This is a genomic window from Shewanella psychrophila (assembly GCF_002005305.1).
Taxonomy (GTDB): Bacteria; Pseudomonadota; Gammaproteobacteria; order Enterobacterales; family Shewanellaceae; genus Shewanella; species Shewanella psychrophila.
Genome location: NZ_CP014782.1, coordinates 299,209 through 319,547, shown reverse-complemented (window position 1 = coordinate 319,547; position 20,339 = coordinate 299,209). Strand labels below are relative to the sequence as shown.

General features: G+C 46.0%; 16 protein-coding genes. 7 read left to right on the top strand and 9 right to left on the bottom strand.

Annotation, left to right across the window (positions count from 1 at the left end; translation table 11 throughout):
• Positions 1 to 208: 208 nt before the first annotated feature.
• From fhuB to sps_RS01395, 7 genes are all read right to left on the bottom strand, one after another.
• A complete protein-coding gene (gene fhuB / locus sps_RS01425; RefSeq protein WP_077750855.1) occupies positions 209 to 2,212 on the bottom strand; it encodes a Fe(3+)-hydroxamate ABC transporter permease FhuB in 2,004 nt (667 codons plus the stop codon).
• Positions 2,212 to 3,210: an iron-siderophore ABC transporter substrate-binding protein gene (locus tag sps_RS01420; RefSeq protein WP_077750854.1), complete on the bottom strand. Its 999-nt coding sequence runs from the start codon at positions 3,208 to 3,210 to the stop codon at positions 2,212 to 2,214. The genes fhuB and sps_RS01420 overlap by 1 nt, the downstream gene beginning before the upstream one ends.
• On the bottom strand, positions 3,204 to 3,971 hold the full coding sequence (locus sps_RS01415) for an ABC transporter ATP-binding protein (protein WP_077750853.1): 768 nt from the start codon (positions 3,969 to 3,971) through the stop codon (positions 3,204 to 3,206). Before sps_RS01415 ends, sps_RS01420 begins: the two co-directional genes overlap by 7 nt.
• Positions 3,964 to 4,680 (bottom strand): siderophore ferric iron reductase, encoded by a 717-nt coding sequence (locus tag sps_RS01410; protein ID WP_169915648.1) that lies wholly within the window; start codon positions 4,678 to 4,680, stop codon positions 3,964 to 3,966. Before sps_RS01410 ends, sps_RS01415 begins: the two co-directional genes overlap by 8 nt.
• 90 nt (positions 4,681 to 4,770) lie before the next feature.
• Positions 4,771 to 6,939, bottom strand: a complete 2,169-nt coding sequence (locus tag sps_RS01405) for a TonB-dependent siderophore receptor (protein WP_077750851.1) — start codon at positions 6,937 to 6,939, stop codon at positions 4,771 to 4,773.
• Between the two features lie 272 nt (positions 6,940 to 7,211).
• The gene (locus sps_RS01400; protein ID WP_077750850.1) at positions 7,212 to 8,114 is read right to left on the bottom strand and encodes an AraC family transcriptional regulator; all 903 of its coding nucleotides are present in this window, start codon (positions 8,112 to 8,114) and stop codon (positions 7,212 to 7,214) included.
• A gap of 223 nt (positions 8,115 to 8,337) precedes the next feature.
• On the bottom strand, positions 8,338 to 8,901 hold the full coding sequence (locus sps_RS01395; protein ID WP_077750849.1) for a NapC/NirT family cytochrome c: 564 nt from the start codon (positions 8,899 to 8,901) through the stop codon (positions 8,338 to 8,340).
• Between the two features lie 429 nt (positions 8,902 to 9,330).
• On the opposite strand from sps_RS01395, the gene sps_RS01390 reads away from it, so the two are divergent.
• From sps_RS01390 to sps_RS01365, 6 genes are all read left to right on the top strand, one after another.
• Positions 9,331 to 9,843 (top strand): hypothetical protein, encoded by a 513-nt coding sequence (locus tag sps_RS01390; protein WP_077750848.1) that lies wholly within the window; start codon positions 9,331 to 9,333, stop codon positions 9,841 to 9,843.
• Between the two features lie 189 nt (positions 9,844 to 10,032).
• Positions 10,033 to 10,464: a DUF2057 family protein gene (locus sps_RS01385; RefSeq protein ID WP_077750847.1), complete on the top strand. Its 432-nt coding sequence runs from the start codon at positions 10,033 to 10,035 to the stop codon at positions 10,462 to 10,464.
• 233 nt (positions 10,465 to 10,697) lie between these two features.
• A complete protein-coding gene (locus tag sps_RS01380) occupies positions 10,698 to 11,138 on the top strand; it encodes a hypothetical protein (RefSeq protein WP_077750846.1) in 441 nt (146 codons plus the stop codon).
• A 256-nt stretch (positions 11,139 to 11,394) separates the two neighbouring features.
• Complete coding sequence (locus sps_RS01375) at positions 11,395 to 11,811, top strand: heavy metal-binding domain-containing protein (RefSeq protein WP_077750845.1); 417 nt, start codon at positions 11,395 to 11,397, stop codon at positions 11,809 to 11,811.
• 22 nt (positions 11,812 to 11,833) lie between these two features.
• Positions 11,834 to 13,345, top strand: coding sequence for an efflux RND transporter periplasmic adaptor subunit (locus tag sps_RS01370; protein ID WP_077750844.1), 1,512 nt, complete (start codon positions 11,834 to 11,836; stop codon positions 13,343 to 13,345).
• Positions 13,346 to 13,423: 78 nt separating this feature from the next.
• Positions 13,424 to 16,555, top strand: coding sequence for an efflux RND transporter permease subunit (locus sps_RS01365; RefSeq protein WP_077750843.1), 3,132 nt, complete (start codon positions 13,424 to 13,426; stop codon positions 16,553 to 16,555).
• Between the two features lie 70 nt (positions 16,556 to 16,625).
• Here sps_RS01365 and sps_RS01360 read toward each other — a convergent pair whose 3' ends face one another.
• On the bottom strand, positions 16,626 to 18,656 hold the full coding sequence (locus tag sps_RS01360) for a methyl-accepting chemotaxis protein (protein ID WP_077750842.1): 2,031 nt from the start codon (positions 18,654 to 18,656) through the stop codon (positions 16,626 to 16,628).
• Between the two features lie 176 nt (positions 18,657 to 18,832).
• Complete coding sequence (locus sps_RS01355; RefSeq protein ID WP_077750841.1) at positions 18,833 to 19,660, bottom strand: VOC family protein; 828 nt, start codon at positions 19,658 to 19,660, stop codon at positions 18,833 to 18,835.
• A 195-nt stretch (positions 19,661 to 19,855) separates the two neighbouring features.
• Here sps_RS01355 and sps_RS01350 point away from each other — a divergent pair, with 195 nt between their 5' ends.
• Positions 19,856 to 20,269, top strand: a complete 414-nt coding sequence (locus sps_RS01350) for a globin family protein (RefSeq protein WP_077750840.1) — start codon at positions 19,856 to 19,858, stop codon at positions 20,267 to 20,269.
• Positions 20,270 to 20,339 lie beyond the last annotated feature (70 nt).

The window sequence follows — 20,339 nt, the reverse complement described above, 5'->3', positions numbered from 1 at the left end:
ATCATCGAAGAGAAAACTACTAAATGTAACTGCGGCTATGACCTTCCAAAGCAGGGATGCTTTGGCAGAGCATACAGGGACCGTACTCGCTGCGAGTCATAGAAGTAGTTACATATAAGCCTGCTGCAAGCAATTAATGATAATCGACTTATGCCTTAATTAGCGCCTGCTCAATACCGAAACGTAACAAAGGAAACCTGCATCCTTACTATGCAGTGCGTCTCCCTTGTATTAGCAAAACAATAAAATACAGCCCGCCGACTATCGCGACTAATGTGCCTGCCGCTATCTGGGATGGATATACCAGATTCTGGCCTAACCAGTCTGAAAACACCATCAAGCTGGCACCGAGTATGGCTGCTGTTGGGATTTGTAACTCAGCCTTTTTGGCGCCTAAAATCACCGCCATATGCGGCGCGAGTAAGCCGACAAACGCAACAGGCCCCATGGTGGCAGTAACTATTGCGCACAATAGTGCCACGCAAGAGAGTAACGAAATAAAGGCGCAAGGTACGTTCAGCCCTCTGGCCTTAGCAAATTCCCGCCCCGCCGAAATCAGTGTCAGCCAGCGCGACGTTAATAAGGCAAAGCCGATTAATAACACCACGGCAGCGGTGAGCACGAGCGCCGATACTGGGGTGACTCTATAGGTTGAGCCAGCGAGCCAACTTAAAATGGTATAAGAGGTTTCATCGCCTCGCGCCAGAGCAAATTGCACCATGGCCTCGATAAGTGCGGTCAAGGCAATACCGATTAACACCAACATGGAAGGCGCATATTGGTGCCGTTTTCCCAGAAGCAACAGCAGTCCCAAGACCGACATGCTGCCCATAAAAGCAATGGCCGGAGTACCATCGAAGATGTTCAATCCCAGGAAGATAGTCCCGCCAACTAAGGCCAAGGTTGCCCCGGCCGAGATCCCCAATATATCCGGGCTAGCTAACGGGTTATAGATCAACCTTTGCAGCAAGACACCAGCGACGGCAAGACCTGCACCCGATGCGATAGAGGTCAACAATCTCGGCCAGCGGATCTGCCAACCGAAGGCGTCAGGAAATGAGAACAGCCAGACAATCTCCTGCTCCACGGTTGCTCTAGAGATAAACAAAGAGATGACCGCCAAAGCCAGTAAGCACAATGACATCAATGGCAGAACCTTGGGGCTCATCTGATAACGGCTCTTAGGCAAGGAAAGGGACAGTTGATCTTGCGCTCCCATCTTGCGCCGTGTGAACCAGATTAGCGCAGGAGCCCCGATTAAAGCGGCGGCCGTTCCCGATGGCACGAGATCAAAAGTATAGGTGCTCATCAGCATGGCCAATGCATCGGTAACCACCAGCACCAGAGCACCAAGTAACATGCTATAAAACAGCTCATCTTTCGGAGTTCTGGCCCCGAGTTGTCTGGCGATATTTGGCGCAAGCAGGCCAATAAAACTGATCACACCTACGGCAGTGATAGATGAGGCAACCAGCCACAGCCCTAGGGCAAACAAGCCTAAAAAAACGGGGATAATATTTAAACCCCGAGCCGCAGCGCCAGTTTGCCCCATACGCAGTAAAGACAAGACCCGCGGAGCAAAGATAAAGACAAGCACTGCAACAGAAAGCTTTGGCACTAACCATTGAACTTGCTGCCAGCCATTTTGAGCCAGATCACCAGCTCCCCAGATAAACAGATTTTTCGCATATTGATCGTTAAGTAAAATAATCGCCGTCGCTATAGCACCCAGCAGAATATTGACCGCCATGCCAGCAAGTACCACAGGCAGTCCTGACATATTACGGATACCCGTAATTAAGATCACTAACCCCAGAGTCAACATGGCACCGATCATGGCTGCCAGTGAAGCATATTCACCGACAAAGCCGGGAAACCATACATTGAGTACCACTAAGGCTAACCAGGCCCCCGAGGCCGTACCTAAGGTGAGAGGAGAAACCAGAGGATTTTGGGTTAACTGCTGCATCAAGCTGCCCACTAAGCCTAAAGTGGCTCCTACCATGATGGCCATGGCGATACGTGGCAATTGAGACTCGACAAACATGATCTCATCGAAGCTGTTAGCCAACAGATGACGCTGGGAGAAATCTATAAGTAGATGCCATTGGCTTGATAGCGAGATTTGAGTATCGACCTGCGCAGACATTGCAGTCATGAGCAGTAAAAATAGTAGCGTTGTACTGTAGCGAAGAAGTTGATATTTGTGCATTACAGGTTTGACTCACCCTTTTTATTTGATACTAAGGCTTGAGTCACCCTAGGTTTAACAGGCGCAATCTCAAGCAGGCTATCAGTGAGTGCTTGAGCCATATATTCGATAGATATGGCACCGCCGTAGTTCCAGGCCGACTCGACACTGTTCATCTTCTTAGCCCGAACGAAAGGCATGGCTTGCCACATCACGCTTGAGTCCAACTGAGGTTCTTGAGCAAAAGGACGGAAATATAAGGCAATCCCCTCACCCACATGGCGCAACTCTTTCAAGCGCTTTTGTCTCGCGCCCCATTGTGAACGGCCTTGAGCAATGGCAGGCTCAATACCCAACAAAGAAAGTGCATATTGTGAGGTGGAGTTATCACCATACTGATAGATAGAGGTCATGCTAGCGAAACGAAAACTGGTCACCTTAGGCAAGTGTCCTGAATATGCCACAGCTAACTTTTCCTTCATCTGTTCTATGTTTGCGTTCATTTTCGCTAACCTTTGAGCGGCTACCTCCTCCCGTCCTAGTACCTTAGCGATCTGTTTGAAATTGTCGATGGCGGCCTTGGCATTATCGTGATGTTCGCTGTAGGTCTGAAAAAACAGCACTGGCGCTATCTGCTCCAGCTTAGGTAAGAGGTCGAGCTGAGGCGATGCTATGATGATCACATCAGGCTTCAAGGCAGCCAAACGCTGAAAATTAGGTTCGACTCGGGTACCGATATCCGACACGGATTCAGGAACTTGAGGTTTCATCACCCACTCACGATAACCGTCGATGTCCGGCATGGCGATAGGAGTGATGCCCAGCTCCAGCACCTGCTCCGCCACATCCCAATTCAACACGGCAACACGGTTTGGTACTTGAGCTAACGTCTGCAGGCCTCGGCTATCTTGAATTTGAACAGGGGCTTGAACCTCTGCCAGACTCCCCCAAGACACCAACACCATTGTAACTAGCAACACAGATCTGGCTAATATTGCGTTTAACTGAGTCACTAACATACGACAGCGACCTTATGATCTTGCTCCGGATGATCCATGAGTCTGACGGGTGTCGAATAGAGATCCGATAGCAGCTGTTCATCGAGCAAGACATCCACCTCCCCCTTAAAGGCTATTTTTCCCGCCTTTAGCGCCACAATTTGAGTTGCAAAGCGCAAGGCTAGATTAAGATCATGCAAGATGACGATCACCCCCTTGCCTGTATTCTTATTTAACTTGCTTAATAGCTCCATCAATTGATATTGGTGATGAATATCTAAGGCCGATGTTGGCTCATCCAATATCAACAAGTCAGCCTGTTGTGCCAACAACATGGCGACCCAAGTTCGTTGACGCTCACCACCAGAAAGTTGATCGGCTAAGGTATCTTTAAACGCCTCAACTCCGGTTTCTTTCATCGCTTGAGCTATAATCTCATCATCCTCTTTACGCCAGCGCCCTAGAGCGCCGCGCCAAGGGAAGCGTCCCAAGCGTACTAACTCTGCTACGTTCAGTCCTGCCACTTCCGGCAATTTTTGCGGTAAATAAGCCACGGTTTGGGCTAGCTGCTTAGGGCTATAATCTGACAGGAGCTTGCCAGCTAATTTAACTTTCCCTTCTTCCGGGGAAAACTGATTAGCGAGCAGATTGACCAAAGTCGACTTGCCGGAGCCATTATGGCCGAGCACCACAGTAAGGGCGTGGGGATCTATCTCTAGGGCATCGATATCCAAAATGGTACGTTCCCCACGTATCACTCTGATATTATTGAGTTCATACATCTTTACTTCTTCTTAAACGAGGGCAATTGTCACACAGGACACCCGATTTAGTCTTGTATACGGAACAACAGCTGGTGCGGCTCAATTTGAGTTTATTATCTAATTTAGACAAATACAGTGATGCCAAGTGCTTGTCTGAGATATTAAACGCCGCTAGCCAAAGTTTTGCGTGGTGTAAGATAAACCCATCGCTCATCTCCAAATGTCGTTGCTGCACTTGGAGTAACTTAGCCAGCAGAGCGTCGGCAACTAGATGCTGCACAAATCCAGGGCGACAACGTATCCAATGATCGAGTTCACTCCTGTAGTGCTCAAACATCTGAGACAGTTGTTGACCCGCCTGACTTATCAACCCCTCATAGTCACCTTGAATACATTCGGTGTTATCGAAGCTGAATCCGGCAATGAGATCGCCTTTATGGTGTTGAGCCATATTACTCAGGTTTGGCAGCGACTTCATATTATAGATGGCGACAAATGCCAGATAGAGAGGCTGCCATGTGAGCAGATCCCAGCTGCGAGTCAGCCAATATACCTTTTCTGCCTCGGGAGTGCTGGTTTGTAGATCAAGATAAAGAGACTTAATTTGCGGCAGGTTCGAGCCTCGCAGTGAAATCATCCCCTTGAGTGAGCGGCCAAGTTCCCCCTTAAGGTAAGGCGTCACTTGCTCACATTGCTTAAAGAGTTGCTCGAAATCAGCTTGGCTCACATCTTTCTCCAAAAATCTGTTTGGGGGAGCTCCCTTTCTCCAAAAATCTGTTTGGGGGAGCTCCCTTTCTCCGCCAGCCTCGATAGCAGGCTAGAAATTATATTTAAAATTCAACTCGACGGTGCGCTCTGCGCCATACCAGCAGTTCATCGAGTCGTAGCAGGTATAATATTCCTCGTTGAATAGGTTATTAGCAATCAGCGTCATGCTGGCGCCATTTAAGTTGCTACTCAATGTACTCAGGTCATAACCAAGGGAGAGATCCACTAAGGTGTATGATTCAACTGTGTCGGTGTTCATAGCATCCATCTGCATTTCACCAACATAACGCACACCACCACCGATACGCGCACCACTGAGCACACCAGAATTTATGTAGTAATTACTCCATAGTGTCGCCGTGTGCTCAGGCACATATATGGGCGCCTTTCCCTGTAGATCGTTACCACTATCTTTAGTGATCTCCATATCGATATAGGTATAACTGGCTAAAATATCGAAATTGTCCGTCAGGTACCACTGGCCCTCTAGCTCAACTCCTTGGGATTGCACCTCGCCGACCTGGAGTTTATTCCCCCAAGGATCACTTGGATCTGACATCAGGGCGTCGCTTTTAACGATATTAAAATAGGAGACACTGGCCGTTATATCCTGAGCTGGTGAGATGTACTTGATCCCTGCCTCAAGCTGCTCACCGAGTTCAGGCTTGTAAGAACTACCATCGGACTTAGTGCCGGCCGCAGGCTCAAAACTCGTGGCATAGCTCATAAAGGGGGAAACACCATTATCGAATTCGTACATAGCACCGACACGGTAGGAAAACTGGTCATGATTAGCTTCCGGTTTGTTGCTATCACCTATATATTGGCTCGATGCGCTAAAGTCATCGAAGCGGCCACCGGCGATCAGGATAAGCTTATCTATACGTAGCTGATCCTGGAAGTAAAAGCCCAGTTGCTCCAGATCAACATCTTGCTTGGCATCATAAGTAGAGGTCAGTTGACTTGGATCTATCATGTCATTATTTGGGTTGAAAATATTGAAATCGCCAAACTGACTCGTAGTACCAAACTCTGAGTATGCAGAGCTTCCGCTCATCTTCTGATAATCGACACCGATCAGTACATTATGTTCTACATTGCCGGTATAGAAACTGCCTGATAGCTGGTTATCAACCGTATAACCGCTAGAGTCTTCATCTGTGCTGTAGATATTTCTGTCTAAGTTACCTGTAACGGGATCGAAGTTACCCGCCTGATGATAGGTATTCTCCTGATACAGCTGAGCGTCCAGATAACGGAAACTCTGCAGGAATGACCAATTATCGTTAAACTCATGATTTAACTTATAACCTGCCATCCAAAATTCACGCTCGAAAGTGCTCCAGTTTTGATCACCGGCAAAGGTCGATGGGCTGGTACTGCCAGCTCGATTATCATAGATCATTCCCGAAGCAGGCAATGATGAGTTCATCCCCATAGCAGGGTCATTCTGATAATAAAGATTGAAATTGATATAGGTGCTATCTGATATGTTCCAATCTAAAGAAGGTGCAAAAACGTAACGCTCCTCTTCGGTATGATCCACCTGGCCATCTTTCTTACGCGCCAGAGCAACGACACGATATGAGAAGTTGCTGTCACCAATCTGGCCCGTAGTATCGATCGAAGCTTCCATCAGGTTATCTGATCCTGTGGCTGCAGTGATCTCGGTACTACTCGTGGTTTGAGGCGTCTTAGCAATCATATTAACCATGCCACCCGGTGGCATAGAGCCATAAAGTACAGAAGTAGGCCCTTTAAATACCTCCACCTGCTCGATAGCGATAGGATCGATCTGAGGTTGCAGGTTCCAGCCCGTGAGCGACTGAAGCACCAGGCCGTCGTAGTAGCTCTGGTTAACATCAAAACCACGAATATTGAAAGTGTCATACATGGTCACCGCGCCACCTTTTTGCTCGGTAGTCACGCCTGGAACATATCTTAGTGCCTGGTTTAAAGACTTAACACCTCTCTCCTTCAACAATTCGCTATCGATGACTGTTATCCCCTGAGGAGTATCTTCAGGACGTAGCGAGGTTTTAGTCGCTGTGTTGCGATATGCCTGACCGAGAACGGTAATGGTCTCCATCTGAGGAACTTCAATCACAGAGTCATCTGACTCCTGCGCGTTGACAGACTGGGTGTACGACAATGAAGCCATAATAGCCGTTGCCAGAACGGTGCGATGAAATATCAGGTTGCGCTTACTTGAGACCATGAAGCCCTCTACTAAATTCAGGTTAGGCTTCTCAACAGCAGACTGAGTTGCTTATGAGAATATAAATGAGAATGATTATCAGGTGTGGATAATATAGTCTTTAGCAGAGATAAAATTAACAATTTGGTGCATGGGAATGTAAATATTCAATTTGTTGGTCATTTCGGGAGGAAAATCACAATATCTATACGCGTAGGGATAATCAGTAGCTCAGCATTATGACAAACATCTAAATTTCAGTTACATGGTTTTAAAGTTCAGGTAAAACAGGCTTAAACTTTCCTCTCAACAGGAAGCCAGTATTCCATCTCGGTATGGGCCTCATTGTCTCTCTCCTCTATGGCACCATAGGTTTCAAGCTCTAAACCTTCGACTCCCGAGTATCCTGATTCGGGTAACCAGGTACAGATCAGCCACTCAACCACATGAGAAAAACCACTAATAGCCCCAGTATATGAGACAACTGCATACTCTTGAGCCGGTATCTCTAACGGATTCAAAGTTTGTAGAACTTTCTGGCCATCCCATTTAATAGTCTGACTTTCAATCCCGGCCCAATAGTTAATAAGTGGCTCAGCCACTATACGGGTATCGACGACACCTATTAGCTCACTAGCAGATACCAACTGAGCATCCAGAATATCATGCAACTTTCGCCAAGTTTCCGGGACTATGGTAGAAAAATCTGGAGAATCTGAGAGTACCCCCTTGATGGGCGAAGATACTCCTAGGATGCTGAATGCGGGTCTATATTCGATACGCGTCTGCAGAAATGCACTGTCCACAACACTAGAGGAAGCCAAATTCGTTAGCTTGGTCAGCGGATTTCTCAAGCCGACTCTCACCCCCCTGAGCTTATATTCCCTCGGGCTGGAACCGAAAAACTGCTTAAAGGCACGACTAAAACTCACTTCAGAGTTAAATCCAAGCTCATAGGCTATATCGAGCATACGCTCACCACCAGTGATCATACGCTCAGCCGCCAGGCTCAGCTTCAGCTCACGAACATATTGAGCAACACTCAAGCCAGTTTGGCTCTGAAACACCCTCTGTAGCTGCCATCTCGACCAGCAACTCTGTTCGGCTAACTCCTCTAATGAGAGGCTCTTATCCAAATTATCATGAATATACTCCAGTACTCCCTCGATACGAGTGAGAGGTGAACGATTTGACATAGACCTCCCCGGTAAAAGTAAGATGAATGATTGAACATGAGGTTTAATACCTATAGATATAACTGAACCAAGCCAGCAGATACGAGATGAGTTATTAGCCTCTTAGTATATTAACGCATAATGATACAAGCTGGTACAAACTCATACAGAGCTACAACAAGCACAAAAAAGCCCCGTAGCACAAGCTATGGGGCTTACGTTATTCTATAAAGAGCCTTAAGGTTTATCCCTTAGGATAAACGTGTGCCACACCTTTGTGACAGTCCACACAAGTCTTGCGCTTATCGGCTTCTTTCTTGAAGTTACGTTCGTGCATTCTCTTCGCCATCTTCTTCATCGTTTCAGGCTGATTCTCGTAAATACGAGTATGGCAATGCTGACAGTTAGCAGAATCATTAGCACGGAAGTATTTAAGCGCGTGATCGGCTTGTTCCTTACGGTTTGCATCTAACCATTCTTGGGTATTGAAGCCATCGATAGTTAGGAACCCATAGAGATCTTTAGATACGATAATCTTTTTAATCATGTACTTAACTGGATTGTGTGGAAGGTGACAATCTTGACATTGAACCGTCACACCAGCATTTCCTCCGCCGTGTGCAGAAGCCAACACTTCATCTTTCAAAGAGTGGTTACTATGACAAGACATACAGAACTCATCTGTACTTGTCGCATGTAAAGTTTGTTGTGTAGCAAAATAGCCAACAACACCGACTACAATACCAACCACAAGTAGGGCTAATATTGAATATTTCGCACTTGGTTTAAATAGGGCACGCCAGTTCATCACTCTTCTCCGTAAAATATGATTTTTATTGAGTACTTAGCTTTTTATTTTTTACTACCTAGTAACTAGTACTTATTATTACTTCATCTCTATGGCAGAAATTATAAACCAGATCTTACCACCTGATCTGAGAGAAATAGTGCAAATGAGATCTAGCTCTAACTCTATTTGCTAAATAGAGAAAAATGCACTTAGTTCAATTTATATTCACTATAGCTAAAGTTAATTCAAACCCATGCATTTAGCAAGGGCGCACGCGTAACAAGCTGATAATTAACACATTTTACATGATTTTATAGGTCGAAATATTTTATTTATCCCTTTATTGACCTCGATCAAAAAAAAGATTTTCAAAGTTTGAAACTTTTTATATAATTACTGGGTCTATTAGAACAACACACTATTCATTTAACGAATTAAGAGCGAGAAATGTTGAAGCAAATTACACATCTTGTATTAATCATCTCTTTGGTGGGGCAATTTTTGCTTACACCAGTGATGGCTATGCCGAGATTTTTGCATGCATTTACTCACTCTCATATGGCAGAAATGGGCAGTTCTGATGCATCTATGAAGATGTCCATGGGACAAGTCCAACAGAGCTCAACACTCACATCAAAATTTACATCCCCCTCTGATTCAGACACAGGCTCGAAAGCTGAGATGATCATGAAACATGGTGAGAAAGAATGTGACATGATGGTCGCGAATCTGACGACTAGTGATAGCGATATCCTTATCGACTGTGATGCCCTATGTGAGATGATGGGCTCAGGAGGATGTATCTCCCACTGCGCCAGCGCTAGTGGCATCTTAATTCAAGCTCAATTCTCTCTGTCATCACCAGAATCCAACGGTAAAGTTCAGACACTATCATGGTCAGCTCAAACCTCAGACCTCGCAACGTTTAATCCCCCTCCAATTTGGACAAGTTTAACTTAACCGTTTAAAGCTTGGCGCCTAGGCATATTGCTAAAGTCGCACCCAAAACAATTTATTATATTTTTGCCTAAAGACAGAGCCTAATGCCGTGTCTATGAAGGTGCTCTTCACTATTATCTTAAGAGCCCCATAGTCAGCCGCGTTATAGATCTTGCTCCTGTCTAGGCATAGTTCCAATTGGAGTCTATTATGAAAACATTTATCACAGTTGCAGCCTTAGCCCTTATAAGTTTAACTAGCTTCTCATCTTCAGCTGCCAGCGTCTCTTTTCCAGATTCACTCTCAGTTACAGGCATCAATGGAGAAACGAAGTTTGGCACCCACGAAATACAGCTTGCCGAGGGTAAAAACTTAATCGAACTCAAGTATCACGACATCTTCGAAGTTAATGCCGATGACTCGGGGGCTTGGGTAAAATCTGCGCCTCTCTACCTAATCATGAGCTCTGTTGAGCAAGCTCAATATCAAGCAATGACTCCGGTTATAGATACCGAAGATGAAGCCTACGACTTTATCGATAACCCAGTGATCACCCTCACTAGATCCCTAGGAGAGAGCAAAGATGTAACCTTGCTGACTCACCACCAGCTGATGGCTCAGCTTCTACTGGCAAAGAAATAAGCCGGTCATATCTAAGCCATTTCAATAGTTAACTTTGTTGAAATGGCTGGGTAGTTATTTTTAGATTTAGATACAATTAATGAAGCAAAATTGAGCCAGTAACAGATATCGACAGAAAATATTGACCTTGTTGAAGTGAAGAATTCATCGAGCTTAAACCGAGAAATGTGAATTCAGTCAATGTACTATTACTCGCTCATGTTAGACTAGCCATAACTCATTATTGGATGTTTATGTTTACCCTTATTCGCCGTCACACATTGATAGCCTTTACCCTGCTCGCTATGCTGAGCCAAGGGCTGCTATCTAATGGGTCTCTGATGATAGGAAAGGCGCAAGCACATGAAGCCATGATGTCTGGTTCACACCATACACAAATGATGAGCATGAAAGATGGAGTTGCTTGCCACTCGGAACAGACAGATAACATCCCCCAATGCTGCGACTCAGAGCAACTCAACGTAGTGCTTCCCGACGAAGCTCAGAGCTGCTGTAACGGCAACGGATACTGCCAGGGCGATTGTAATCATTGTCTCGTTATCTCGGTGACAGGCACTCTTTTCGATACTAGATCTTGGCCAGGATTTAGTCCCTCTGAGTTAGCATTGGCCACTCAAATGCCTCATTTCCATTCAATCTCTATCACTAAAGATATCAGACCTCCCATAGCTTAAAAAACAGGACTTAAGATGCTTGTATCTTAAATCCAGTAGTCCTATCGACTGCTTACTCAGCTATACCTTTAAGACAATTATTCGATTCGATTAATAATTAGATTCTTAACAGCACGATTTGTTCTGCCTGTCAGACTATCGATTTATTATGCTTGATTAAGACTGTTATTAATTGTGATTAGTTTTATATTAGCCGTTACTTGTTTTCGATCTATTAGATCAAACCTGACGGCCGTCTATATGATGGATTTTATAAATGAAACCCCTTATTAGCCTTATTTTATCTGCCTTTATCTTAGTTTCAGTTGTACCAGCTGTATCTGCGCATGACCATTCACAGCAGCAAGAACATGCTCAACATCAAGAAATGAAGGCCGATCATGCCTGCCCTATGCATCCTGAGATAACGGGACAAAAAGGTGATACTTGTCCTAAATGCGGTATGAGCTTAACAGCCATGAAAGCCAGTTCTCATAAAGGCCAAAGCTGTGATAACTGCCCTCATCATAAGGCTACGGCTCATGAAAACGGTGTATCTGCAGATACCCATGCTTGCCCGATGAATCCGTCAATCACCGGGAAAGAGGGTGATACATGTCCTAAATGCGGCATGAACTTAGAGCCCTTGCAAGCCAAGGCAGATACTAAACCAGCAGTTCACCACAAACACTAATTTTGAGTGGAGATGAGGCATCATGAGTCAATTTGAAATGAACAAACGCAAAAAACTAGCCTACCTGCTCAGCCTATTTATGGTTGTGACACCGCAGTTAGCCCATTCTCAGTCGCTGATAGCTCAGAGCCCAGCTACTGAGCATAACCACACAGAAGGACATGAAGCGATAACCTATTCATGCCCTATGCATCCTGAAATTACCAGCCATGAAGCAGGCACCCGTTGTTCTATCTGCAACATGTACCTCGTGGAAGAGGAGGAGGAAGAGAAAGGAGATATAGAGCACTCGGCCCATAACATGAGTGAATCAATCCCAGAAGACCACTCGGGCCACGAACATATGGCTCAATCGGCAATCACTCCTGCTGACACAGTATTTAGCAGCGCTAAGCCAGCCTCGCTCGATGACGGTGGCACAATAAAATATGTCTGCCCTATGCATGCACATATCATCAGCGATGTGCCGGGTACCTGCCCAATCTGTGGTATGAATCTGGAAAAGGTTGAGATAGGTGGTAACGGCAAAGAGATCCAGATAGATGTCTCTGGTGGCATGCAGCAAGCCTTGGCTCTAAAGGTCGCTAGAGTAGAAAAAGATACTTTATGGAAATTTGTTCAGACAGTAGGCCAGATTGATTATGACGAGAGTAAAATCAATCATATCCACGCCAGGGTTACTGGTTGGATCGAGAAGCTGACTATCAAGTCTGTCGGTGACAAGATAACTAAAGGGCAACTCTTGTATGAGATCTACTCACCGGATCTGATCAACGCACAGGATGACTTCCTACTCGCCCAAGATACTTTGAGACGTACGGGGAAAAATGCCAGTTACCAAGATTTACTCAGAAAAGCAGGCCTAAGATTAGAATTACTTGGCTTAAATAAGAGCCAAATAAAGGCATTAGCAAAATCAAAGAAAACTCAATATCGAGTGCCCTTCTACGCCGAGAGTGACGGCATAGTAAAAGAGTTAACCATCAGAGATGGTATGTATATTCAACCCGCTACCGAGATAATGTCCATAGTCGACCTCTCTAAAGTCTGGGTGATCGCCGATGTCTTTGAAAATGAGCAAAGCTGGCTCGCAGTAGGTCAAAAAGCCGAAGTTTCTGTACCTGCCATGGGGATCAAGGGCATCAAAGGTAAGATTGATTATATCTATCCTGAGCTAGATCCTATCACCCGTAGCTTACGGGTCAGAATTGTGGTTCAAAATCACAATATAGAGCTAAGACCAAACACTTTAGCCAAGATAGACATCTTCGGTGGCCCCAATGAAGATGCTCTAGTGATCCCTCAAGAGGCTCTGATCCAAACGGGTAAAGAGAACCGCGTCATAGTAAAGCTGGAAAATAACAGCTTTACCGCACGTAAGGTCACAGTGGGTATGCTAAGCCAAGGCAAGGCCGAGATTATCGATGGTTTGAGCGAAGGTGAACGTGTGATCACTTCCGGTCAGTTCTTACTCGATTCAGAAGCCAGTCTCAAGGGCAGTTTAATGCGCCTGAGTAGCGGTCATCAGCACTAGGAGGATTTATCATGCTTAAAAACATTAATGACGAAGCCTCTATTGGCAGCTACGATTTGATATTGGGGGACTCTTCTCATGCTTAAGAAAATCATCGAAGTCTCTATAAAACAAAGGTTAATGGTGCTTATTGTCACCATAATGATCACTGTCTGGGGCGTACAGGAGCTAAGAAATACGCCCTTAGATGCCTTGCCAGATCTCTCAGACGTACAAGTTATTATCAAGACGCCATTCCCAGGACAGGCACCTAAACTGGTCGAAGAGCAGGTCACGTATCCGCTATCTACCGCCATGTTGGCTGTTCCGGGAGCCAAGACTGTTCGTGGTTACTCCTTCTTTGGCGACTCATATGTCTATGTCATCTTCGAAGATGGCACGGATATCTATTGGGCTCGCTCTCGAGTTTTGGAGTATCTGAATCAAGTGGGTAGCCGTCTACCCCAGGGGGTTCAGCCATCTTTGGGACCGGACGCTTCCGGAGTGGGTTGGATTTTTGAGTACGCTCTGGTGGATAGATCCGGTAATTTAGATCTTTCACAGCTAAAGAGTTTGCAGGATTGGTATCTGAAACTTGAACTTCAAAGTGTGGCTGGCGTTTCCGAAGTCGCCACCGTAGGTGGCATGGAACAAACTTACCAGATCGTTATAGAACCCGATAAGTTGGCCATCTATAAGCTAGATATAGCAGCCATAAAAGATGCCATATCTAAGTCAAATACCGAAGCCGGTGGCTCAGTTATCGAGATGGCCGAAGCCGAATACATGGTTCGCGCCAAAGGTTATCGTCAAACATTGGATGATTTTCGGGAGATCCCTCTCGGGATAACCAGCCCGTCGGGAACGCCTTTATTGCTCAAGGACGTTGCTACCGTACGTAAAGGCCCTGCATCACGCCGCGGCATCGCCGAGCTAGATGGTGAAGGTGAAGTCGTCGGTGGCATAATAATCATGCGCTACGGCGAGAATGCCTTGGCCACTATAGAAGCGGTTAAAGATAAGCTAGAGCAGCTAAAAGCAGGCCTACCTGAAGGGGTAGAGATCATCCCGACCTATGACAGATCTCAATTGATCGAAAGCTCAGTGGAAAACCTGTTTCATAAGGTGATCGAAGAGATGTTTGTGGTTGGCTTGGTCTGCTTGCTGTTCCTGATGCATGCACGTTCGACATTAGTCGCCGTGATTACTTTGCCGTTGGCGATACTCATTGCATTCATAGTAATGAATAAAATGGGCGTCAACGCGAACATCATGAGCTTAGGTGGCATCGCCATTGCCATAGGCGCAGTAGTCGATGGCGCGATTGTCATGATCGAGAATATGCATAAGCACTTGGAGCATTTCGAACAAGAAAATAAACGCCGACCAGACATAAAGGAGCACTGGAAGCTGGTAGCAGAAGCCTCGGTCGAAGTGGGTCCTGCCCTATTCTTCTCCTTGCTGATCATTACCCTGAGTTTTATGCCGGTATTTGCTTTGGAAGCTCAGGAAGGCCGACTCTTTAGCCCACTGGCTTACACAAAAACCTTCGCTATGGCTGCAGCTGCAGTGCTGTCCATCACGTTAGTGCCTGTACTTATGGGCTTCTTTATCCGAGGAAAAATCCCCAAGGAAACCAGCAACCCCATCAGCAGGTTCCTAATAGCCCTGTACAAGCCCTCTTTGACTCTGGTTCTTAAGTTTCCAAAGATGACATTGGTCGTCGCGCTAATCGCACTCTTGAGTGCCTGGTACCCAATGAGCAATTTAGGTAGCGAGTTCATGCCAGAGCTGGATGAGGGCGATCTGCTCTATATGCCTACAGCTTTGCCAGGTATCAGTGCCAGTAAGGCTGCAGAGATACTGCAACAAACCGACAGGTTAATTAAGACAGTTCCGGAAGTGAAGCGTGTATTCGGCAAGGTAGGCCGTGCAGAAACGGCGACGGATCCGGCACCACTCACCATGCTAGAAACCACCATCATGCTTAAACCTAGGGATGAGTGGCGTGAAGGGTACACACTAAAGGATGTCATAGAACAGCTGCAACAAACCGTAAAGGTGCCAGGGCTTACTAATGCTTGGGTGCAGCCAATTAAGACACGTATCGACATGCTCTCCACCGGGATTAAGACTCCGGTAGGCATTAAGATCACCGGCGCCAACGTCAATGAGCTGCAGCAGATAGGTACAGATATAGAAGCCATACTTAGTAAACTGCCTAACACTAAGTCGGCCTATGCCGAACGTGTGGGCGGTGGCCGCTATATCGATATCACACCTAAGCTGGATGTGGCCTCTCGCTATGGCATGACTCTAACCGATATCCAAGATGTGGTCCGATACGCCATCGGCGGTATGGATATTGGTGAGTCTGTTCAGGGGGCAGAGCGTTACCCTATCAATCTTAGATACCCTAGGGATCTAAGAGATAATATCGAAAAACTCAGAGAGCTACCGGTTATCACTAAGACGGGACACTATCTGCCGCTACGTAACTTAGCCGATATAGAGATCACCGACGGCGCACCTATGCTCAAGAGTGAGAATGGTCGTTTAATCTCTTGGGTGTTTGTCGATATAGAAGGAACCTCGATTGGTGAATATATAGATCAGGCTAAATCAGCACTGGAAAATGAGCTAACAGTTCCACCAAGATACAGCTACGATTTTGCTGGCCAGTATGAATATATGCAACGTGTCGATGAAAAGCTTAAGAAAGTGATCCCCATGGCACTGGGGGTCATCTTCATCTTGTTGATGATGACATTCGGCTCGACACTACAAGCCAGTATGATCATGTTCAGCTTGCCGTTTGCACTCGTTGGCAGTACCTGGCTCCTATATGCTCTGGACTTCAATATGTCAGTTGCCGTGGCCGTGGGTATGATTGCCCTGGCGGGAGTGGCCGCAGAGTTTGGTGTGGTAATGTTGGTCTACCTCAACAACGCCATCAAGCATAGAAAAGAAAAAGGTCAATACGAAGCGGTTAGTGACTTGAAAGAAGCCTTGATAGAAGGCGCGGTGATGCGAATTCGCCCTAAAGCGATGACAGTTGCTACCATCTTCTTCGGTCTGCTGCCCATCATGTGGGGCGCGGGAGCCGGCAATGATGTAATGCAGAAAATCGCCGCACCTATGGTCGGTGGCATGGTAACAGCGCCTCTGTTATCACTGTTCGTTCTGCCAGCCCTCTATCTCTTGGTTTACTCACGTAAACTAAGTAAATAAGCTCTCTATAACACTAAACACCCAGCAATGCTGGGTGTTTTTTTTATGCTCGCTTGTCGAAATTATAAAATTACAGCTGGAAACGTTCTACCGAACTAGTCAAAGAATGAGCCAGCTCATTCATCTCAGTGCTGCCTTTCGACATTTCGTTGGCCTCATCGGCATTTTGCTCTGCCGCCTCGGCGGCTTCCTTCATTCCTGAAACTATAGTCTCACTATCGGATAGCTGTTCTTGTGCTACCTGGGCAATATGCTTACTCATCTGCTCTATGGTATTCAAGGAGCTATCCATCAGCTCTATTGCCCGAGTTAATTCCTGACTCTGCTCTACACATTCAGAAGCCTGTGACTGCCCCAAGCCTATCGCTTCCTCGGCATTCGTCGTCTCCTGCTGTAGGGCAGAAATCGTCACTTGAATTTCCGCAGTAGATTCCTGAGTTCGCATGGCTAGAGTCCTGACTTCATCGGCCACCACCGCAAACCCTCTGCCATGTTCACCGGCTCTGGCAGATTCTATGGCTGCATTGAGTGCTAGCAAGTTTGTCTGCTCGGCGATGGAAACTATGGTATCTAAGATGCCGCCGATATTTTTGCTATGACTACTCAGCCTGGTCATTATCTCCACAGCCACCAGTAAACGCTGAGACAGCTGTGCTACTCTGGCGTTATTAGCGTCGGCTATGTCCTTAATCCCATGACTATGCTTTGTGGCCTCAGACACATTTGTTGCCGAGGTATCGGCTACATCCCTAACCGTATTTGAGCTAACCGACATCTGTTCAGCGCTTCTCTTTACATCATCAACTCGTGCTATCTGTGCACTGGCAACTCCGGCTATACGTTGACTCTGTTCGCTATATGAAACTGCCGACTCATCTAATTTATGTGCATTTTCCCTAATGTCATTGAGCAGCTGAGTGAGATCTTCCGACAGCTTGTTAATACTATCGATAAGTGTGCCAAACTCATCATCATTCACCTTAGTGACTCTTCGGCTCAGGTCTCCGCTTGCAATACGTGCTAGTGCCCTGTTAACTGCATTCAGTGGCCGCAGCATGGCACGAGTCGTCATCAGAGAGATTAGGCTGGCCATGATGACAAATACCACAGCGAGCACTATGGCTAATGTCTCTCCCGTGGCTATTTCATCTTTGGCCGTTTGCTGCAACACCATAAATCTCTCATCTGCCAACGTCACTAAACGCTCTAGTTCGCTTAAACTCGAAGAGAAATATTGCTGCACTTGGCCATATGCGGCTTGCGCTTCTTGATCTTGAGCTATCACCTCCCTCTGTAACCGATACAAGTCCCCAGGTTCCTCGAGATAATAAAAGACAAGATTCAGCTTTTCATTGGCTTCACCGAGCAGAGATTGAGTGTCCAAGGGCTCGGCCTGTCTCTTAAGGTAATCGAAATTACTCTTAAGATTACTGAGTAGAAATGCCATATCCTCTTGATGCGAAAGTAATAAATCGAGTTCCTCGACTCGCATTAATCCAGCCATGGTGTTGCCCATGGTAAATAGCATGTCATCGATGCGTGTTCCTGTACCTATTACTTCCTCTAACAGCCTTTGCTGTTCTTCTGCCGCAGAGATTAGCTCTAGATCTAACATTGTATTACTGGCACCGAAACGAGCATCATCAAACAACATATAACCTTTTTTAAACTCCTCATTGGCTGCCAAATTGGAAAGTTTCGCTCGAATCATTGCATCACTCGCTTCAATAAACCCTTTGTAGAGATCATTTGAATTTCCCAGAGCATTCTGCATCTGTGTTTGATCTGAGATTTTACTTTCTAGTGCATTGGATGCTTGAGAATAACTAAGCTTAAGCTGATTAAATTCTTGCTGGCTCTTTAAGATTTTATCTTTGGCCTTTTGAGTATTCGCCACAGCTACCAGCTTTACCATCTGCAGCAGCTTCAGCTGTAGAGCATTGCTTTGTTTCTGCACAGGAACGGCTAAAGTTTCAATATCAAGATTAGCTCGACTGATATGACTCAAAGACTGATAAAAAAAGCTACTCGCAGTGATCAGTAATACACCTATGGCACTAAAGCCCAGGATAATCTTCTGCCGTATTGAAAGCTGCTTCATAAGCTGAAATCCATCTGTCGAGTACAGAGTGGGTTAACTCATTAAAGTTTAGCAGGAAATTTTTAAGGCGCTTGTCGCGCCAAGTCATGGTGCAAAGCTAGAAACTGGGGACCAATTTATGTCCCCAGCTCATAGAGGCTAACGAATCAGAAGCTGAAGCTCTGGGGGAGACAGATCTAAGCCAGATGACTAGCGCTTTGTTGTAGATTTAGCGTGATAATAGAGAAGAAGCCGCCCTGTGGGTCATTAATCACGGCAAACCGGCCAACTTTAGCGATGTCGGTCGGTGGCACACATATCTCACCTCCAAGCTGCTTAGCCTTGGCAGCCGCTTCATCACAGTTATCCACGGCGAAATAAAGCATCCAGTGAGGAGGCACTTCTCCCCATTCTTCATTCATCTGTAACATTCCTCCCATGGGTTTATCACCCACTAGCCATTCCGTGTACTCAAACTCGGGCATGTCCCCTGCATGGCTAGTCCAATGCAGAACATTGGGGTAAAACATCTTGGCAGATGCCGGATCTCTGGTGGCAAGCTCGACCCAACATAAGGTGCCATGTTCACCCTGACGTCGAGCCCCAATATGCTCACCCGCCTGCCACACAGCAAATCTTGCGCCTTCGGGATCACTAAACATCGCCATCCTACCTGCGGTACCGACATCGCACGGTCCCATAGATAAGCTGCCTCCCTCTGCTTTCACCTTCTCAACAGTTTCATCGACACTATCGACGGCAAAATAAACTAACCACGTCGTCGGCACTCCCTGATCAGACATCTCTTTTGGCATCTGATATGCAGCACCAATATCATCTTGCCCTTCACCATCTGAAGCTGAATCAGGTGTTAGACCAAACATAGTGTATATGCCATCCGGTATTGGCATATCTTGAGTTCTCCAGCCAAACAGTTCCGCATAAAACTGCTTTCCAGCCAATGCATCATGGCTAGCCAGCTCTACCCAGCAAGGCAACCCCTGAATATATTGATTCACTCTCATAGACAACATCCTTGGTTAATAAAGAGAAAGACGCATTTAGTTAAGCTTGTTTTCTATTTTCTGTCTATGCTAAATGTGATAGAAGTTTTTAAAACAGATTTCCATATTGGCCCTATACAAATTAGATCATATCCCCTGAATGATATTAGATGACATAGAGATCAGGATGAAAATAGCCTAATTAAGGATGACACAATGGCATTGACACAGAAACAGATTCAACTCGTCCAACACTCCTTTAGTCTAGTTGAACCCATAGCCGAAAAAGCCGCCGACATATTCTACGACGCCCTGTTCGGCATAGACCCCTCATTGAAACCCCTATTTCGCAACGACATGAAAGTTCAGGGGCGCAAGCTAATGACCATGCTAAAGGCGGCGGTAGATGGCTTAAACGATCTCGAGGCATTAGTCCCGGCTTTACAGCAGCTTGCCCAACGACATAATGCTTATGGTACCAAGAAAAGCCATTTCACCCCGGTCGGAAATGCTTTGCTTCACACATTAAAAATCGGTCTAGGTGATGCCTTTACCGATGAGGTCAGACAGGCTTGGATTTCTGTCATACATGTGATTTCTGATACCATGAAACCTGAGATGAAAGAGTAAATAAAACCACAATTAATCACAAAATAAACTTCCTTTACCTCTTCACCAATAGAAGAAAAGTGTCGACTTA